Raw genomic sequence first — 16,111 nt, 5'->3', positions numbered from 1 at the left:
CTCGCCCTGACCCGGCGCGGCGTGCCGCTCGCCTGGCTCACCGACCTCGACCCGGCCGACCCGCTGTTCGCCCCCGCCCACCTGCTCGCCGCCGCCGGGGGCCTCGGCGGGGCCCGCCTGGAGCGGCTGACCGCCGACCCGCAGGAGCCCGCCGACGCGCAGGACCGGGCCGCCCTGACCGCCGCCGCCGACCTGCTCGCCCCGGGCGCCGGGCGCGCCGCCGACCACCTGCCGCCCGGCGCCCCCTGGCGGGACGTCGTCACCGCGCTGGGCACGGCCGTCGAGCACCGCACCCCCGGCACCCGCCGAGAGAGGCCCGCCGTGCTCCCCGACCCGCCGCCGACCCGCCGCCGTCCGCCCCTGCCGCCCGGCCTGGCCGGACGCCTCGTGGTCTCCTGCCAGGCCCTGCCCGGCGAGCCGCTGCACGGCCCGCAGTACATGGCGCAGATGGCCGTCGCCGCGCACAGCGGCGGCGCGGCCGCGGTGCGGATCAACGGCCCGGCCGACATCGCCGCCGTCCGGATGGCTGTCCCGCTCCCCGTCATCGGCCTGTGGAAGGACGGCGAGGACGGCCCGTACATCACCCCCACCCTCGAACACGCCCTCGCCGTGGCCGAGGCCGGCGCCGACGTCGTCGCCCTGGACGGCACCGGCCGCCCCCGGCCCGACGGCCGCACCCTCGCCGAGACGATCGCGGCGCTGCACGCCCGCGGCATCCCCGTCATGGCGGACGTCGCCACCCTGGAGGAGGGCCTGGCCGCGGCCGCCGCCGGTGCCGACCTGGTGGGCACCACCCTCTCCGGCTACACCCCCGACAGCCCCGACCAGGACGGACCCGACCTGGCCCTGGTGCGCGCCCTCGCCGAACGCCTCGACGTCCCCGTCGTCGCCGAGGGCCGCATCACCACCCCCGACGAGGCCGCCGCCGCCCTCGCCGCGGGCGCCCACACCGTCGTGGTCGGCGGCGCCATCACCCGCCCCGCCGCCCTGACCGCCCGCTTCGCCGCCGCCCTCGCCGTTCCCGTACCCGCCCGCACCGCCCCGGAGGACCAGTCGTGACCACCACCCCGCCCGTGGACTGCCACGTCGTCACCCACGTGCACTGGGACCGCGAGTGGTACCGCCCGTTCGAGTCCTACCGCGCCCGCCTCGTCGAACTCGCCGCACGCGTCTGCGCCGAACTCGACGACGGCCGGATGACCACCTTCCACCTGGACGGCCAGACCATCGTGCTCGCCGACGTCCAGGCGCTGCGCCCCGACCTCGCCGACCGGCTCGCCGCCCACGCCAGGGCCGGGCGCCTCACCCTCGGCCCCTGGCACGTGCTCGCCGACAACCAGCTCGTCTCCGGCGAGAACCTGGTCCGCAACCTGCTCACCGCCCGCCGCTGGGGCGCCCGGGTCGGCGTGCTCGCCGACGTCGGCTACTGCCCGGACACCTTCGGCCACCCCGCCGACCTGCCGCGCATCCTCAACGGCTTCGGCATGGACACCGCCCTGGTCTGGCGCGGCGCCCCCGACGGCGTCGCCCGCTTCCACTGGCGCTCGCCCGACGGCTCCCAGGTGCTGGCCGCCAACCAGGGCTACCACGCCGCCGAGGTGCTGTGGGCCGAACCCGACGGCGACAGCGGCCGCGCGGCCCGCCTGAAGGACTTCCTCACCGCCGAACGCGACCGCCTGCCCGGCGGCCCCTGGCTGCTGATGAACGGCGGCGACCACCTCGCCCCCACCGACCCCGCCGGGGCGCTCGCCGCCACCGCCCCCGCCGCCGCAGAGCAGGGCGCCGCCCTCGGCGAGAGCACCCTGGCCGCGTTCTTCGCCGCCGCCCGCGAGGCCGCCGAGGCGGGCGGCGTCCCGCTGGTCGAAGGACCGCTGCGCCACCGCCCCGGCCGCCTCACCTTCCTGCTCCCCGGCACCTTCTCGGCGCGCACCTACCTCAAGCAGGCCAACGCCGCCGCCCAGACCGACCTGGAGCGCTGGGCCGAACCCCTGCTGGCGCTGCACGCCCCCGGCGACGCCACCCTCGCCGCCGAACTGCGCCACGCCTGGGAGCTGCTGCTGCGCAACGCCCCGCACGACTCGATCTGCGGCTGCAGCGTGGACGAGGTGCACCGCGAGAACGAGGTCCGCTTCGAGCGGGTCGGACAGACCGCCGACCACCTGGTGCTGCGCGCCCTGGGCGCCGCGGGCCTGGACACCCGCCGCTACGGCGACCCGGAGACCGAGCGGGCCGCCTTCGCCGTCCTCAACCCGCACCCGCGCCCGCACACCGGCCCCGTCACGGTCGAACTGCTGACCGCGCCCGGCCGCCACCCGCAGGCCGTCACCGGGCCGGACGGCGCCCCCGTCCCGTTCGAGGCCGAACTCCTCGGCGAGGAGACCGCGTTCGAGGCCGACCTCGACCTGCTCCCGGACTCCCGCCCCGCCCTGCGCCACCGCCTGCACCTGCTGGCCGCCGACGTGCCCGCCCTCGGCCACGCGGTGCACACCGTCCTCCTGGGCGACACCCCGAGGCCGGACGCGGGCGCCACCGTCGAGGAGGGCGTGCGCGCCCTGCCGCTGGCCGACGGCGCCGCCCTGACCGCCGGGGACGACGCGGCCCTGACGCTGCGGCTCGCCGACGGCACCGAACTGCCCGGCCTGGCCGCCCTGCGGGACGAGGGCGACCGCGGCGACACCTACAACTTCGACCCCGTCGCGCACGACGCCCCCCGGGTGCCCCGCCTGCGCGCCGCCCGCCGCCGCACCTCCGCGGTGCGCTCGGTGCTGGAGCTCGACGCGGTGATCGAGCTGCCGACCGGCCTCACCGCCGACCGCGCCGCCCGTTCGGCCGACACGGTGGAGGTCCCGCTGACGGTCACCGTCGCGCACTGGCCCGGCCACGACGGCCCGCTGCGGTGGAACCTGACCTTCGACAACACCGCCGACGACCACCGCCTGCGGGCGCACTTCCCCACCCCGGCCCCGTCCGCCCGCTGGAGCGCCGACACCCACTACAGCCTGCTCGACCACCCGGTCGGCCCCGACCTCGGGCCGCTGCCGACCGAACGCGCCCACGAGGCCGAGTACGGCTGCGTACCCGTGCAGAGCGTCTCCGCGATCGGCGACGGCGAGCTGCGGATCGCCGTCGCCGCCGCCGGACTGCCCGAACGGACCGGCCTGGCGGCCGAGTTCAGCCCCTCGGGGCAGGACGAGATGGTGGTCACCCTGCTGCGCGCGGTCGGCTGGCTCTCCCGCTTCGACCTGAACGCCCGCACCACCGGCGCCGGACCGATGATGGCCACCCCCGAGGCCCAGTGCCGCCGTCGGCACTCCTACGACCTGGCGCTGGCCGTCGGCGCCCCCGTCGCCGCCGACGCCGACCTGGTCGCGCTCGCCGAGGCCGCCACCGTGCCGCTGCGCGCCGCCCAACTGCGCCCCGGCACCGCCCCCGCGGCGACCGGCGCCCCCGGCCTGCGGGTGCGCGGCGCGCGGATGACCGCCCTCAAGGGCGCGGAGGACGGCGACGGCCTGGTGCTGCGCCTGTCCAACCCGACGGGCCGGCCGGCCGCCGCCGAGGTCGAGCTCCCCGACGGCTGGCGGGCCGCGCCGGTCCGCCTGGACGAGTCGCCCGCCGGGGAGGCGTACCCGGCCGGTGCCCTCGCCCTGGAGCTGGCCCCGTACGCGCTGGTCAGCCTGCGCCTGACCCGCCCCTGACCGGCGTCGTGCGCCCGGGGGCCGGACCGCCGGGCCCCCGGGCGCACGACGTTCAGCCGCCCGCGCCCGCGTACAGGGCGACGGCGTCGCCCGCGCCGACCGTGGCGGTGAAGGTGCCGTTGGCCGCGACGGTGTACCTGGGCCCGCTGCAGCCGCCGCCCGCGCTCGGGTCGCCGTGCTGGACGTCGCAGTAGCTCCCGGCGGGCAGCGAGGTCTGGAAGGTCCGGGTGAGTGCGCTGCTCTCGTGGTTGATCGCCACGTAGCCCTTGGAGCCGCGGCCGAAGGCGATCGCGTTGTTCCCGTCGGACCACCAGTTGGTGACCGCGGTGCCGTTCACGGCGTTGCGGAAGCCGACCATGTTGGCGATCTGCCGCCAGGCGTGCTGGCACTTCCAGCCGTTCTGGTAGCAGGCGCTGACGGTGCCCCCGTTCGGCGGCCCGGCGTCGATGTCGCTGAACTCGTAGCCCGAGTAGACGTTGGGCGAGCCGTACGGCCAGGCCAGCAGGTACACGTTGGCGAGGGTGTAGGTGTTGCCGTACTTGTAGTTCAGGGTGGAGCCGTTGCGCTCGGTGTCCCAGTTGTCGGTGAAGGTGCGGGAGTTGGCGCTCGGCAGGTAGCCCGCGCCCCAGGAGTCGTTCCAGTTGCCCAGGTAGGCCAGCTTCTCGCCGGTGAAGATCCGCTTGAGGTCGTAGGCGCCCATGAAGGCGTCGACGTCGCCGGTGCCGGTGTACTCGGAGGGCTGGACGGCCTCGCCCGCGCCGTAGATGACCTCCTGCGCCCAGTAGGTGCCGGGGTTGGTCAGCTTGGCCTTGATGGCGGCGAGGTCGCCGGCGGCGATGTGCTTGGCGGCGTCGATCCGGAAGCCGTCGACGCCCTTGGCGAGCAGGCTGTTGAGGTAGGCGGCGATGGTGGAGCGGACGTAGTCGCTGCCGGTGTCCAGGTCGGCCAGGCCGGAGAGTTCGCAGTTCTGCACGTTGGCGCGGTCCGCGTAGTTCGAGATGTTCGTCCGGCAGGAGTGGAAGTCCTGGGTCTGGTAGTAGCCCGGGTAGTCGTACTTGGTGTAGACTGTCCCGCCGGTGCCCGTGCCGCTGCCCGCGCTCATGTGGTTGACCACGGCGTCGACGACCACCTTCACGCCCGCGGCGTGGCAGGTGCTGACCATGGCGCCGAAGGCGGTCGCGCTGCCCAGCCGTCCGGCGATCTTGTAGCTGACCGGCTGGTAGGACGTCCACCACTGGCTGCCCTGGACGTGCTCCTGCGGGGGCGACACCTCGACGTAGCCGTAGCCCTTGGGGCCCAGCACGTTGGTGCACTCCTTCGCCACGGAGGCGTAGGACCACTCGAACAGGGTGGCGGTGACGGTCTTGCTGCCGGGGGTGGCGGCAACGGCCTCGGTGGGGGCGGTCGCCAGGCCGGTCGCCGCGGTGACGACGGCCAGGGCGGCGGCGGTGAGCGCGGCCCGGCGCCGGTGGCGGGGTGCGGGGGAGGGGTGGTCCACGGGATCTCCTGGTGGGGTGGGAGCCGGGATGCGCGACGTGCTTCGGCTTGCGGGAGATTGCTGCAAATCTCGTGCAACTTGCCGGAAACACTTGCGGCAGCGCAGAACGTACGGCCCGCCGACGGAGCCGTCAAGGGTTCCCGCCGACCCCGGCCGGTCCGCCCGCCGCCCCACCCGGCGGCGGGCGGACCGGTGCTCAGACCCGCGCGCCGAAGACCGGCAGGTAGCCGTTGGCGTGACCGGCGGCGTTCGGGTGGTAGCTCTCGTGGACCGGGATCCGGGTGCTGTTCAGCCACCGGTCGGAGGAGCAGATCTCGTGGTCGGCGAAGACCTGGCGGACGTCGCCGAAGCCGAACCCGGCGGCGGCCGCGCGGGCCGCGACGACGGAGTCGATCGTGTCGGCGGCCCCGTTGGTTGCCGCCGACGCTGATGCTGACCAGGGTGGTCGAACCGTTCAGCGCGGAGAGCTGGTTGCTGAGGACGTCCTTCGTGGTGGCTCCGGAGCAGGCGACGAACGCGAACGAGGACGGCGCGTGGGCGGCGGCCCACAGGGCGGGGTGGGCGTGGTTGCTGCGGTCGCGACGCGACACCAGCACCCGCGCCCGCCGGTGGACCGAACGCATCCACTGCCGCACCAGCACCCCGTGGCTGCACTTCGCCGACACCCCGGACGGCGGCACCTACCGGATCGCCCTCCGACCGCGCCGGACCGGAGCCCGGTCGCCGGTTCCGCCGCTGCCGCGGGTGAAGGCGGTGAGGACCCGGGCCGGTCGGACCGGCAGGTCCGGTGGCGGCCGTTCGGGGCCGGTTTCCGCGTGTCAGGGAAGCCGGGTGAGAAATCGGTGAGAAACAGGGCGAAACTCCCCTCTTGACGAAACGTCAGTCACGAGGGAGAGGCACCGGATGCTTCGGTTGAAACCGGCAGGTGGTCGCATGCGGACGCGGTGGGAGTCGGCCCTGGCGGTGACGCTCGGCCTGGCGCTGAGCACGCTGGGCGTGACCCCCGTCGCGGCGGCGGGCCACGGCGGGCAGGCGGCGAAGGCCGAGACGGCCGGGTCCGGGGTGCACCGGGCGGCGGGGGTGCCGGCCGATCCGACGGTGGTGTACAGCGAGGACTTCGAGAACGGCATGGCGGGCCTGGCCCCGATCCGGCTGCCCGCCTACACGGGCGCGACGGGCATGACGTACACCGCGTCGCCGTCCTGGCTGGCGTTCTGCAACGGCTGGGTGATGGACTACGACGAGCGGGGCCCCGTTCCGGCGGAGTGCAAGACCGACGAGTTCTGGAACACCCTGGCGGACGTGGCGACCGCGATCGGCGAGTACAGCGGCGACGCCGCGCCGACGAAGAACCACAGCGTCGCGGCCTGGACCGAGGACGGCACCTACACACCCACCGACATCCAGCTGCAGACCAACACGGACATCCCCGTCACGGGCGCCAACCACTACCTGACGGCCTCCATCGCCTCCGGCGCGGTCTGCTACGACGGCGCGTACGCGGACCCGCAGCAGAACTTCTTCCTCACCGCCGGCGGCACCGAGACCCCACTGAACACGGTGCCGCTCAACCCGTGCACCGACCCGGGCGCCAAGACCTACACCTACCCGGACGCCAAGGCCCCGATCAAGGCCGTGCAGGCGACGGCGAACAAGCCGTACCTGTTCACCGGCAGCCAGTTCGGGATCATCCTGCGCAACAGCGCCAACACCGGCTCGGGCAACGACGCGGCGTTCGACAACATCCGGGTGCTGGACGTCACCCCGCAGATCGACAAGTCCTTCAGCCCCTCGCCCGCCCCGGTCGGCGGGACGTCCACGCTGACGTTCACCATCACCAACACCTCGGACCTGCTGGCGAAGGCCGGCTGGTCGTTCACCGACAACCTGCCCGCCGGCCTGACCGTGGCGGGCACCCCGAACACCGCCACCACCTGTACCAACGGCACGGTCACCGCCGATGCGGGCGGCACCTCGGTGAAGCTGGCCGGTGACCTGACGGCTGGTCAGGCCTCCTGCACGCTGAGCGTGGACGTCACCTCCGCCACCGCCGCCACCTACCAGAACTGCGCGGCCAACACCGCCGACCTGGTCGGCCTGCTGGCCCCCGAGTGCGCGACGGTGGAGTTCGCCGTCCCGCAGTACACGATCACCAAGACCGCCTCCCCGGCCTCCGGCAGCACCGTGCACCCGGGCGACAAGGTCTCCTACACCGTGACGGTCGAGAACACCGGCCGCGTCCCGGTGGACGCCACCGCGGTCGACGACCTGACCGCCGTCCTCGACGACGCGACGTACGACGGCGACGCCGAGGCCACCGCGGGCACCGCCACCTACGCGGCGCCGAAGCTGAGCTGGTCGGGCACCCTGGCCGCCGGTGACAGCGCCACCATCACCTACTCGGTGACCGTCAACAACCCCGACGGCGGCGACGGCAAGCTCGACAACAGCGTCACCGGCAACGGCTACTCGAACTGCACCACCGGCACCGAGGCCGGGTGCACCACCCACGAGGACGCGACCGGCATCGAGGTCACCAAGACCGCCGACACCGCCACGGCCAAGCCCGGCCAGAAGGTCACCTACACCGTCACCGTCACCAACCTGGTCGGCGCCCCCCGCACCGGGGTGAGCGTCAGCGACGACCTGACGAAGGTGCTGGACGACGCGGCGTACGGCAACGACGCCAAGGCCTCCTCGGGGACGGTCGCGTTCGCCTCGCCCACCCTCACCTGGAACGGCGACCTGGCGGCGAGCCAGAGCGTGACGATCACCTACTCGGTGACCGTCAACCAGCCCGACACCGGTGACCACCAGCTCGCCAACGCGGTCGTCGGCCCCGCCGACTCCAACTGCGCCGCGGGCTCCACCGACCGGGCCTGCTCCTCGACCGTCCCGATCGCCGAACTGAAGATCGCCAAGTCCTCGGACGCGAAGAACCCGGTCAAGCCCGGCGACAAGATCACCTACACCGTCGTCCTGACCAACCCCGGCACCGCCCCGTACACCGGCGCCTCGATCACCGACGACCTCGGCAAGGACCTCGACGACGCCACCTACGACAACGACGCGAAGGCCAGCTCCGGCACCGTCTCCTACGCCGCCCCCGTGCTGAGCTGGAACGGCGTCGTGCCCGCGGGCGGCTCGGTGACCATCACCTACTCGGTGACCGTCGACAAGCCCGCCAAGGGCGACAAGCAGGTCACCAACGCGGTGGTCGGCCCCGCCGACTCCAACTGCCCGCCCGGTGGCAGCGACCCGGTCTGCTCCACCGCCGGGAACATCGCCCAGCTGACCGTCGCCAAGACCTCCGACGCCCAGAACCCGGTCAAGGCGGGCGACAAGGTCACCTACACCGTCACCGTCACCAACACCGGCACCGCCCCGTACCCCGGCGCGAGCGTCACCGACGACCTCAGCGGCGACCTGGACGACGCCGTCTACAACGGCGACGCGAAGGCGGGCTCCGGCACGGTCTCGTACGCGGCGCCGGTGGTCTCCTGGACGGGCGACGTCCCGGCGGGCCAGAGCGTGACGGTCACCTACTCCGTGACGGTCGGCAACCCCGACACGGGCGACTACGAGCTGGCCAACGCCGTCACCGGCCCGGCCGACTCCAACTGCCCGCCCGGGGCGAAGGACCCGCGCTGCACCACCCGCGACCGGATCGCCGCGCTGCAGGTCACCAAGACCTCCGACAGCCGCCGCGCCCCCGTCCGGCCCGGCACCAAGGTCACCTACACCGTGACCGTCACCAACCCCGGCAAGGCCGTCTACCCGGCCGCGACGCTCAGCGACGACCTCAGCCGCGACCTGGACGACGCCGCGTACGACAACGACGCCAAGGCCGTCAACGCCAACGGCACCGCCGTCGGCACCGCCACCTACGCGGCCCCCGTGCTCAGCTGGACGGGCGACGTGGCACCCGGCGAGACGATCACGCTCACCTACTCGGTGCGGGTCAACAAGCCCGACACCGGCGACAAGGAACTCGCCAACACCGTCGTCGCCCCCAACGGCTCCAACTGCCAGGCCGGTGGCAGCGACCCGGCCTGCTCCACCAGCGACGACATCGCCGACCTGGCCATCACCAAGACCTCCGACGCGAAGAACCCGGTCAAGCCCGGCGACACCGTCACCTACACCGTCGCCGTCACCAACGACGGCACCGCCGACTACCCGGCCGCCTTCGCCACCGACGACCTCAGCGGCGACCTCGACGACGCCGCCTACAACGGCGACGCCAAGGCCACCTCCGGCACCCTCACCTACCGGGAGCCCACCCTCGCCTGGGCCGGCGCCGTCCCGGCCGGACAGACCGTCACCCTCACCTACTCGGTGACCGTCGACAACCCCGACACCGGCGACCACCAGCTCACCAACACCGTCACCGGCCCCAACAACTCCACCTGCCCGCCGCGGCGCAGCGCCCCCGGCTGCACCACCGCCGACGGCATCGCGGACCTGGCCATCACCAAGACCTCGGACGCGAAGGACCCGGTCAAGGACGGCGACCGGGTCACCTACACGGTGACGGTGCAGAACACCGGCAAGGCCGACTACCCCGGCGCGAGCGTCACCGACGACCTGGGCGGTGACCTGGACGACGCCGTCTACGGCGGCGACGCGAAGGCCACCTCCGGCACCGTCTCCTACGCGGCCCCGGTCCTCTCCTGGACGGGTGACGTGCCCGCGGGCGGCGCGGCGACGATCACCTACTCCGTCACCGTGAACAACCCCGACACCGGCGACCGGGAACTCGCCAACACCGTCACCGGCCCGGCCGACTCCAACTGCCCGGCCGGCTCGACCGACACCGCCTGCTCCACCCACGACAAGACCGTCCCGAACCCGGCCCCCAGCCCCAGCCCCACCCCGGGCCCGGCCCCGCTGCCCGACACCGGCACCGACGCCCTGGTCTGGTACGCGGGCATGGCCGCCGCCCTGGCCATCGCCGCCGGCACCGTCCTCACCACCGCCCGCACCCGCCGGAGCCGCCCCTGACCCCGACCGCTCCATCCCCCGCAGCCCCCGCGCCCCCCGGCCCGGGGGCTGCCCCCTTCTCCGGGCCCACGAATCGGCTACAAGACAGCCTGTCGGCGTCGGTCGGTCCATGAGTCAGATGCGGGCGGTGGCGTCGTCGCCGAGGCGGGTGGCGGCGGTGGCGTGGGCGATGAGGGCCTCGGTCTCGGCGAGGCGTTCGCCGCTGGCGTGGGCGCGGGCGGCTTCGGCGGCGGCGATCCGGGCGGCCTCGGCGGGGCGTCCGGCGGCGAGGTGGGCGCGGGCGCCGACCGCGCCCTGGTCCCGTCCGCGCACCCGCTGACCGCCCCACCGCGTTCCACGACGCATCAGTCCACCCCCCTCACAGAACGGAGCGCCACGTGCGCCTTCGCCCCCTGCTCACCGCCGCCCTCGCCTGCGCCCTGCCGCTCACCGCCGTCGCGGCCGTCGGGGACGCCGTCGCCGCCCAGCCCGGTGCCGTCCGGGCCGTCCCCGACGACTGCCCCAACCCGCCGAACGAGCTCCCGGGCCCGTACTACTGCAACGAGGCGCGGCTCGGCCCCGCCGTCCTGCCCAACACCGAACCGGTCGCCACCCTGCTGCGGGGCTACCAGCGCTTCGGCGGGCTCAGCGCCACCCACTTCGTGAAGCTGTACGCCACGGACAAGGGCGACTGGCAGTTCGCGCCCGACCGCGGCTTCCAGAAGCTCGACGGCAAGGTCGACATGACGCGGTGGACCGTGCCGGTCGGCACCGAGCTGGACCGCTTCGGCCCGCTCAAGGGCGGCTACCTCTCCGACCCCGGCACGCCGTTCGTCCAGCGCTCGCTGACCCCGGACGCGCTCAACCCCGACGGCGACGGCAAGGCGTACCACTGCCTGAACGTCCTGCAGGAGTTCGACGTCCGGCGCGGGCACACCGCCGCCTTCTTCGGCATGCCCGGCGGCGGCGTCCAAGAGTGGCTGGACAAGGACCTCAAGCCCGAGCAGCTCGACGGCCAGGAGTACAAGATCGACGTCCTCGTCAAGGAGAAGTACCTGGAGGTCGTCGACGACCAGCAGTGCGCGGTGACCCCCACCGGCGCCTGACGGCCCGGACGGCGCGGGCGTGCCCCGCCGGGCGGGAACCCGGCGGGGCACGGTCGTGGGGTCAGCCGTTGAGGGAGGTGTGGTTCCACCAGCCCTGGCGGCCGACGGTGAAGGAGACGGCGCGGTCGCCGATCTTCCCCTCGTGGCGGGTGCCGGGGGTCAGCGGGCTCTTCGGGACGGCGGCGTGCGGGTCCTTGACGGAGGGGACGGTGAGGGTGGCCGCGGGGGCGAGGTCGGCGGGCCGGAAGCCCTGCGGGGCGACGGTGGTGACCACCTCGTCCCAGTTCGGGGCGCCGGCCAGGGCGTGGGCGAGGTGGACCTCGTCGCCTTGGCCGAAGACCAGCTCGGTCAGGAAGTCGGGGTAGCCGGCGTCGCGGACGAGCGGCCGGTAGTGCACCACGTCCTCCTTGCGGCAGCCGGCGTCGACGGCGTCCAGGAGGGGGGTGAACTTCCGCTTGCCCTCGGCGTCGACGGTGACGCGCTCCAACTCGACCGGCAGCGAGGTCCGGGTGCCCTCGGTGATCTCGCTCAGCGGCCAGTGGCCCTCGGAGAACAGCGAGTAGTAGACCTGCTGGTCCTCGTGCGCGTCGAGGTCCGCCAGGTAGGTGTCGAGCAGGGCGGTGGGCAGGTCGAAGGAGGTGATCAGCTGGAAGGCGTGGACCGGGACGTTGTACAGGCCCAGGTGGTAGCTGAAGACCTTCTTCCGGCCGATCAGCAGGAAGCGGTGGCCGTGCCGGTCGGCGGCGTCGGCGCTCAGGGTGTCGGGCAGGGTTTCGGCGTTCATGCGGAGGTCTCCTCGTGGGTGGTGGGGGTGTGGCGGCGCTGCCAGAACGGCCGGTCGGGCCAGCGCTGTTCGGCGGCGTAGTGGGTGCGCCGGTTGCGCAGGTAGAGGGAGCGGACGGCGGCGAGGTCGTCGGCGTAGCCGGGCAGTGCGCCCGGGTCGCCGTCCAGGTGGGCGTGCACGGCCTGTCCGGCCCGCAGGCCGGTGAACAGGGCGGTCAGGATGCCCTGCGAGGACAGCGGGTCGAACGCGGCGGCGGCGTCCCCGGCCGCCGTCCAGCCGTCGCCGTGCACGGTGTCGAGGTGCGCGGTGTGGGCGGGCGCGCGCCGGGGCGCGGTGCCGGGGGGCCAGGGGTGGGCGCCCGCGAGGGGGTGCACGTGGCGGGTGCGGGCGAGCCGGTCGACGAGGTCGGCCCGGGCGGCGGGCAGGTCCGCGTCGGTGTACCAGGCGAGCAGGCGGTGGCCGGTGGGCAGCGGTGCGGTGTACCACCAGCCGTCGGGGGCCGCCTCGACCGTGGTGGTGGTGTCGGCGCCCTCCGCGGCGGGGCCGAGGGTGAGGTGGACGGCGAGCAGCCGGTCACCGACCAGCCGCCGGGCCCCGCGGGCGGTGGCGACGGCGGCCCGGCGGCCGGTGGCGTCCACGATCCACCGGCAGCGGACCGTGTCCCGCTCGCCCAGCCGCACCGTCCAGCCGCCGTCGGGGGTGCGGGCCAGCGGGCGGGCGGTGGTGCGCTCGGCGAGGCGGACGCCCTGGGCCCGGGCGCGGGCGCGCAGTTGGCGGTCGAAGCGGGGCCGGTCGAGGTGCCAGCCGTGGCCGTGCGGGTCGAGGATGCTGTCGGTCGAGGCGAGCGCCGGGCCGCCCCACGCGGAGCGGTTGGCCGGGCAGGGCAGGTGGCCGTCCGCCAGGGCGCCGTCCGCGCCCAGGTCGCGCAGCAGGACGCGGGCGGCGGCGGGCAGCGCCTCGCCGACCGGGGCCGGGCCGCGTCCGGCGTCGGCCAGCAGCACCGTCCGGCCCGCCCGGGCCAGGGCGAGGGCGGCGGCCGCACCCGCCGGGCCGCCGCCCGCCACGACCACGTCGACGCGGGGGGCTCGGGACGCGGCGGGTGCGGCCGGGCTCACGCGCCGCCGTCCGCGGGGCGGGCGCCGCCGCCGTTGGCGGACTCCTCGCCGAACGGGTCGAGCTTGTCGATGTAGCCGACCGTGATCTCCTCGGCGCTGTAGCCGGTCCGCTCGGCGACGTCGCCGAGCACGCCGCTGTAGGCGGCGGTGTCCAGCACGGTGGCCTCCGGGACGTGCACGGTCACCAGGTTGCGGTCGGGCGAGACGCCCTCCAGCGGGAAGCCCGGCTTCGACTCGACCTGGACGGTGGCGGGGAACCTGCCGTCGCCGACCGTGTAGCGGCGGGTCTCCACGATGCCGAAGTGGTGCCACTCGTGGGTCGCCTGGACGAGCTGCTCCTTGTACTCGCCGCGCAGGCCGCGCAGCCAGGAGGCCCGGCGGGCGAACGCGTCCAGTCGCTGCTCCTCCGAACCGGCCGCGTCCTTCTCCTTGTTGACGATCCGGAAGTCCTCCTCGGTGAACACGTGGTTGGGCACCCGGGCGGGCCAGAAGGTCGGCAGGTGCGGGTCGTAGCGGCCCTTGGGCAGGGCCTTGAACTCGTAGCCGGAGCGGCAGCTGGCGGTGTCGGTCTGCCAGGGGATCGCCATCCAGCGGGTCAGCCCGCCGGGCGGCTGGGCGTGCAGCGGGCCGTCGGCGCCCAGGGCCCGCTCGGCGCTCAGCTGCGGGCCGTAGTCGGGTTCGGGGTCGTTCTCGGCGCGGTGCAGGATCCGGAACGGCTCCTGGTACATGGTGGTGTGCCGGATCGGCCAGGTGACCTCGCAGCCGGGGTGGAAGGCGTCGGCGAGGCAGAAGTCCAGGGCGGCGCGGTCCAGCAGGCCGGGCTGCTCGGCGAGGGGCGCGTCCTCCAGCCGGGCCGGGACGCCGGGGACGGCGGCGGTGCTGAACTCCCCGTCCGCCCACTTCTCCAACTGCGCGATCTGGGTGGGGGAGAGCGTCATGTACTGCAACTGCGACTTGGGCCTGCTCGCCATGCCGTCGCCGTAGAACCACGGCCAGGGCAGCGGGGAGCGGCCGCCGTCGCGCTCGTAGTCGCGCATCGCGGTGAACACCTGGCGGCGCAGCTCCCGGTTGCGCTCGGCCTTGCTGGAGAGCCGGTCGTACAGGGCGGGGGCCATGAAGTCCTCGGGGCCGCCGAAGCCGTAGTGGGTGGCGTAGCCCTTGTTGACCCACTGGAGTTCGCAGAAGCGGTGCAGGATCGGCCTGATGTCCCGCTCGAACACCACCTCCTCGCTCGCGCCGACGGGCTGCTCGGGGCGGAAGACGTCGTGCAGCAGGTCCCACAGGGTGCGCGGGGTCTTCACGTCCGGGGCGAAGTTGGGCGGGCCGACCACCACCCAGGCGCCCTTGACCTCGACGGCCCTGCCGTTCAGCTTCAGGGTCGCGGTGACCGGGCCGTCGGAGGTGTCGTCGTACCAGCCGTCGTTGTTGCCGAAGGAGACCAGCGGCTCGCCGCCGGGGGAGGCGGAGGTGCCGGCGCCGCCGAGGACGACCAGCCGCCCCTCCTCGTCGGCCTGCATCCGGCCCAGCGGGACGGGGACGCCGAAGCAGGAGCCGCCGGTGAACTCCACCGGCCCCTTGCTGCCGGGGGGCAGCGTCTTGCGGCCGGGGTCGATGACCAGGTGGGAGCGGTCCGCGTGGTCGGGCTTGGCGTTGCGGAGCTGGGACGCCATGCCCTTCATGTCGGGGATGTCGAGGGCGAGGTCGAAGTTGTACCAGGCGGCCTTGCGGTTGGCCACGTGCACCGCCCACTCGACCTCCACCCCGGCCTCGGAGGGCTTCAGCTCCCGCACCACGCGGTGCTGGGCGTCGTAGCCGTAGATCCGGAACCGGGCGGCCTGGCGCTTGATCGCGCCGGCGGCGTCCTTGTAGAAACCGACCGGTGCCGGTTCGGGCGCGGGCGTCTCGGGACCGTGGAACCAGCCGTCCGCGGCGGTGCTGTTGCCGACGCGGGCCACCCCGATCGCGGGGTGGATCTTCGCGTAGGCGATCTCGTCTGTCATCGGTCGCGCTGTCCTCTCGTGGACGGGGCGGAGGCGCGGGCGAGCTGGACCGCCGCTCCGCCCCGACGGGTCGTGCTCGAAGGAATCGGTCGGCGCAACGGCTTCCGCGACCCCGGGCGCACCGAACTCACCTGAATGCCGGGCGCGCACGGCACGGCCCGGCGCGCGCCGCCCCGAGCACGCCGCGCGCCCGGACGCGTTCCACCCCCCGGCGCCGCCCGCCGCTGCGGGTGCGTCGGACCCGGTGGGCGGCGACGTAGCGGGCCGGGTCGGTGCGCAGGTCGCCGTGCCAGCGCTCCAGGCGCTGGTGGGCGAAGGTGCGGCCGGTGGCGGCGATCTCGTCCAGCGGGTCGAGGAGGGCGGGCACGTGCGGGGGCTCCAGCCCGGCGGCGACGCGGGCCTCCAGACCGGCGCGGGCCAGGCGGAGCAGTTCGGCGGCCAGCGGGCGGACGGGGGTGCCGCCGCGGCGGGCCTCCAGGCCGCGGGCGGGCAGTTCGGCGCGGGCCGAGCGGTGTCCCTCCGCGCTGCGCCCCCGCGTCAACTCCCAGGCGGCCTCCCGCGATCGCCGCCCACACGGCGCGTCTGCGGCCGGGCGTACGGGGCACGTGCATGGACGGCTCCTGGGGGAGAGGGTGCGGGGGAGCGGCCCCGACCCGCCCGCGCACCTGGGGAGTGGACGCCGGGACCTGACAGCACCGCACGCTAGACCCGGCGCGATTACTGGCCCGTTACACACCTCCCGCCCGCCGCGGCGCTACGCGTAGCGCTCGGTGGCCGCGCACCGGCGCTCGTGGCCGGCCGTCCGGTCGAGGACCCTCCCGCGCGTACGCGGCCAGGGGCGCGTCCCGCCGGGGTCCGGGCCGACCGGGGCGTCTTCCGGGCGAGTCCGTGCAGTTCCCCGGCCCGTCGGTCGAGCGCCGCGGTCGCCTC

The 16,111-nt window shown here is 74.7% G+C and carries 10 protein-coding genes and 1 pseudogene; 4 read left to right on the top strand and 7 right to left on the bottom strand.

From position 1 onward, the window contains the following. Positions 1-360: 360 nt before the first annotated feature. Together OO57_RS45930 and OO57_RS46915 are read left to right on the top strand one after the other, a co-directional pair. Positions 361-1,059, top strand: a complete 699-nt coding sequence (locus OO57_RS45930) for an N-acetylmannosamine-6-phosphate 2-epimerase (RefSeq protein ID WP_234337488.1) — start codon at positions 361-363, stop codon at positions 1,057-1,059. Beyond that, positions 1,056-3,695: a glycosyl hydrolase-related protein gene (locus OO57_RS46915; RefSeq protein WP_033254756.1), complete on the top strand. Its 2,640-nt coding sequence runs from the start codon at positions 1,056-1,058 to the stop codon at positions 3,693-3,695. The genes OO57_RS45930 and OO57_RS46915 overlap by 4 nt, the downstream gene beginning before the upstream one ends. 52 nt (positions 3,696-3,747) lie before the next feature. Here OO57_RS46915 and OO57_RS24350 read toward each other — a convergent pair whose 3' ends face one another. Beyond that, entirely contained in the window at positions 3,748-5,193 is a 1,446-nt protein-coding gene (locus OO57_RS24350; RefSeq protein ID WP_418909911.1) for an alpha-amylase, read from the bottom strand. Between the two features lie 196 nt (positions 5,194-5,389). Beyond that, positions 5,390-5,768, bottom strand: a pseudogene (locus OO57_RS45920) (lipase); the annotation flags it as partial. Between the two features lie 358 nt (positions 5,769-6,126). On the opposite strand from OO57_RS45920, the gene OO57_RS24340 reads away from it, so the two are divergent. Next, positions 6,127-10,197, top strand: coding sequence for a DUF7507 domain-containing protein (locus tag OO57_RS24340; RefSeq protein WP_051778184.1), 4,071 nt, complete (start codon positions 6,127-6,129; stop codon positions 10,195-10,197). 114 nt (positions 10,198-10,311) lie between these two features. Here the strand turns inward: OO57_RS24340 and OO57_RS24335 are convergent, their stop codons facing one another. Then, positions 10,312-10,542, bottom strand: a complete 231-nt coding sequence (locus tag OO57_RS24335) for a hypothetical protein (RefSeq protein ID WP_158715211.1) — start codon at positions 10,540-10,542, stop codon at positions 10,312-10,314. A 32-nt stretch (positions 10,543-10,574) separates the two neighbouring features. On the opposite strand from OO57_RS24335, the gene OO57_RS46910 reads away from it, so the two are divergent. Further along, on the top strand, positions 10,575-11,282 hold the full coding sequence (locus OO57_RS46910) for a TNT domain-containing protein (protein WP_051778183.1): 708 nt from the start codon (positions 10,575-10,577) through the stop codon (positions 11,280-11,282). Positions 11,283-11,343: 61 nt separating this feature from the next. Here the strand turns inward: OO57_RS46910 and OO57_RS24325 are convergent, their stop codons facing one another. The 4 genes from OO57_RS24325 to OO57_RS24310 form a co-directional block, all read right to left on the bottom strand. Further along, on the bottom strand, positions 11,344-12,066 hold the full coding sequence (locus OO57_RS24325; RefSeq protein WP_033254753.1) for a hypothetical protein: 723 nt from the start codon (positions 12,064-12,066) through the stop codon (positions 11,344-11,346). Continuing rightward, positions 12,063-13,181, bottom strand: a complete 1,119-nt coding sequence (locus OO57_RS24320; protein ID WP_033254752.1) for a tryptophan 7-halogenase — start codon at positions 13,179-13,181, stop codon at positions 12,063-12,065. The genes OO57_RS24325 and OO57_RS24320 overlap by 4 nt, the downstream gene beginning before the upstream one ends. After that, on the bottom strand, positions 13,178-15,181 hold the full coding sequence (locus OO57_RS24315) for a LodA/GoxA family CTQ-dependent oxidase (RefSeq protein WP_033254751.1): 2,004 nt from the start codon (positions 15,179-15,181) through the stop codon (positions 13,178-13,180). The genes OO57_RS24320 and OO57_RS24315 overlap by 4 nt, the downstream gene beginning before the upstream one ends. 127 nt (positions 15,182-15,308) lie before the next feature. Next, complete coding sequence (locus OO57_RS24310) at positions 15,309-15,722, bottom strand: hypothetical protein (protein WP_033254750.1); 414 nt, start codon at positions 15,720-15,722, stop codon at positions 15,309-15,311. Positions 15,723-16,111 lie beyond the last annotated feature (389 nt).

The organism is Kitasatospora phosalacinea (genome assembly GCF_000717185.1).
Taxonomy (GTDB): Bacteria; Actinomycetota; Actinomycetes; order Streptomycetales; family Streptomycetaceae; genus Kitasatospora; species Kitasatospora phosalacinea_A.
The sequence above is the reverse complement of the archived record's forward strand: the minus strand, read 5'-3'. Positions and strand labels throughout refer to the sequence as shown.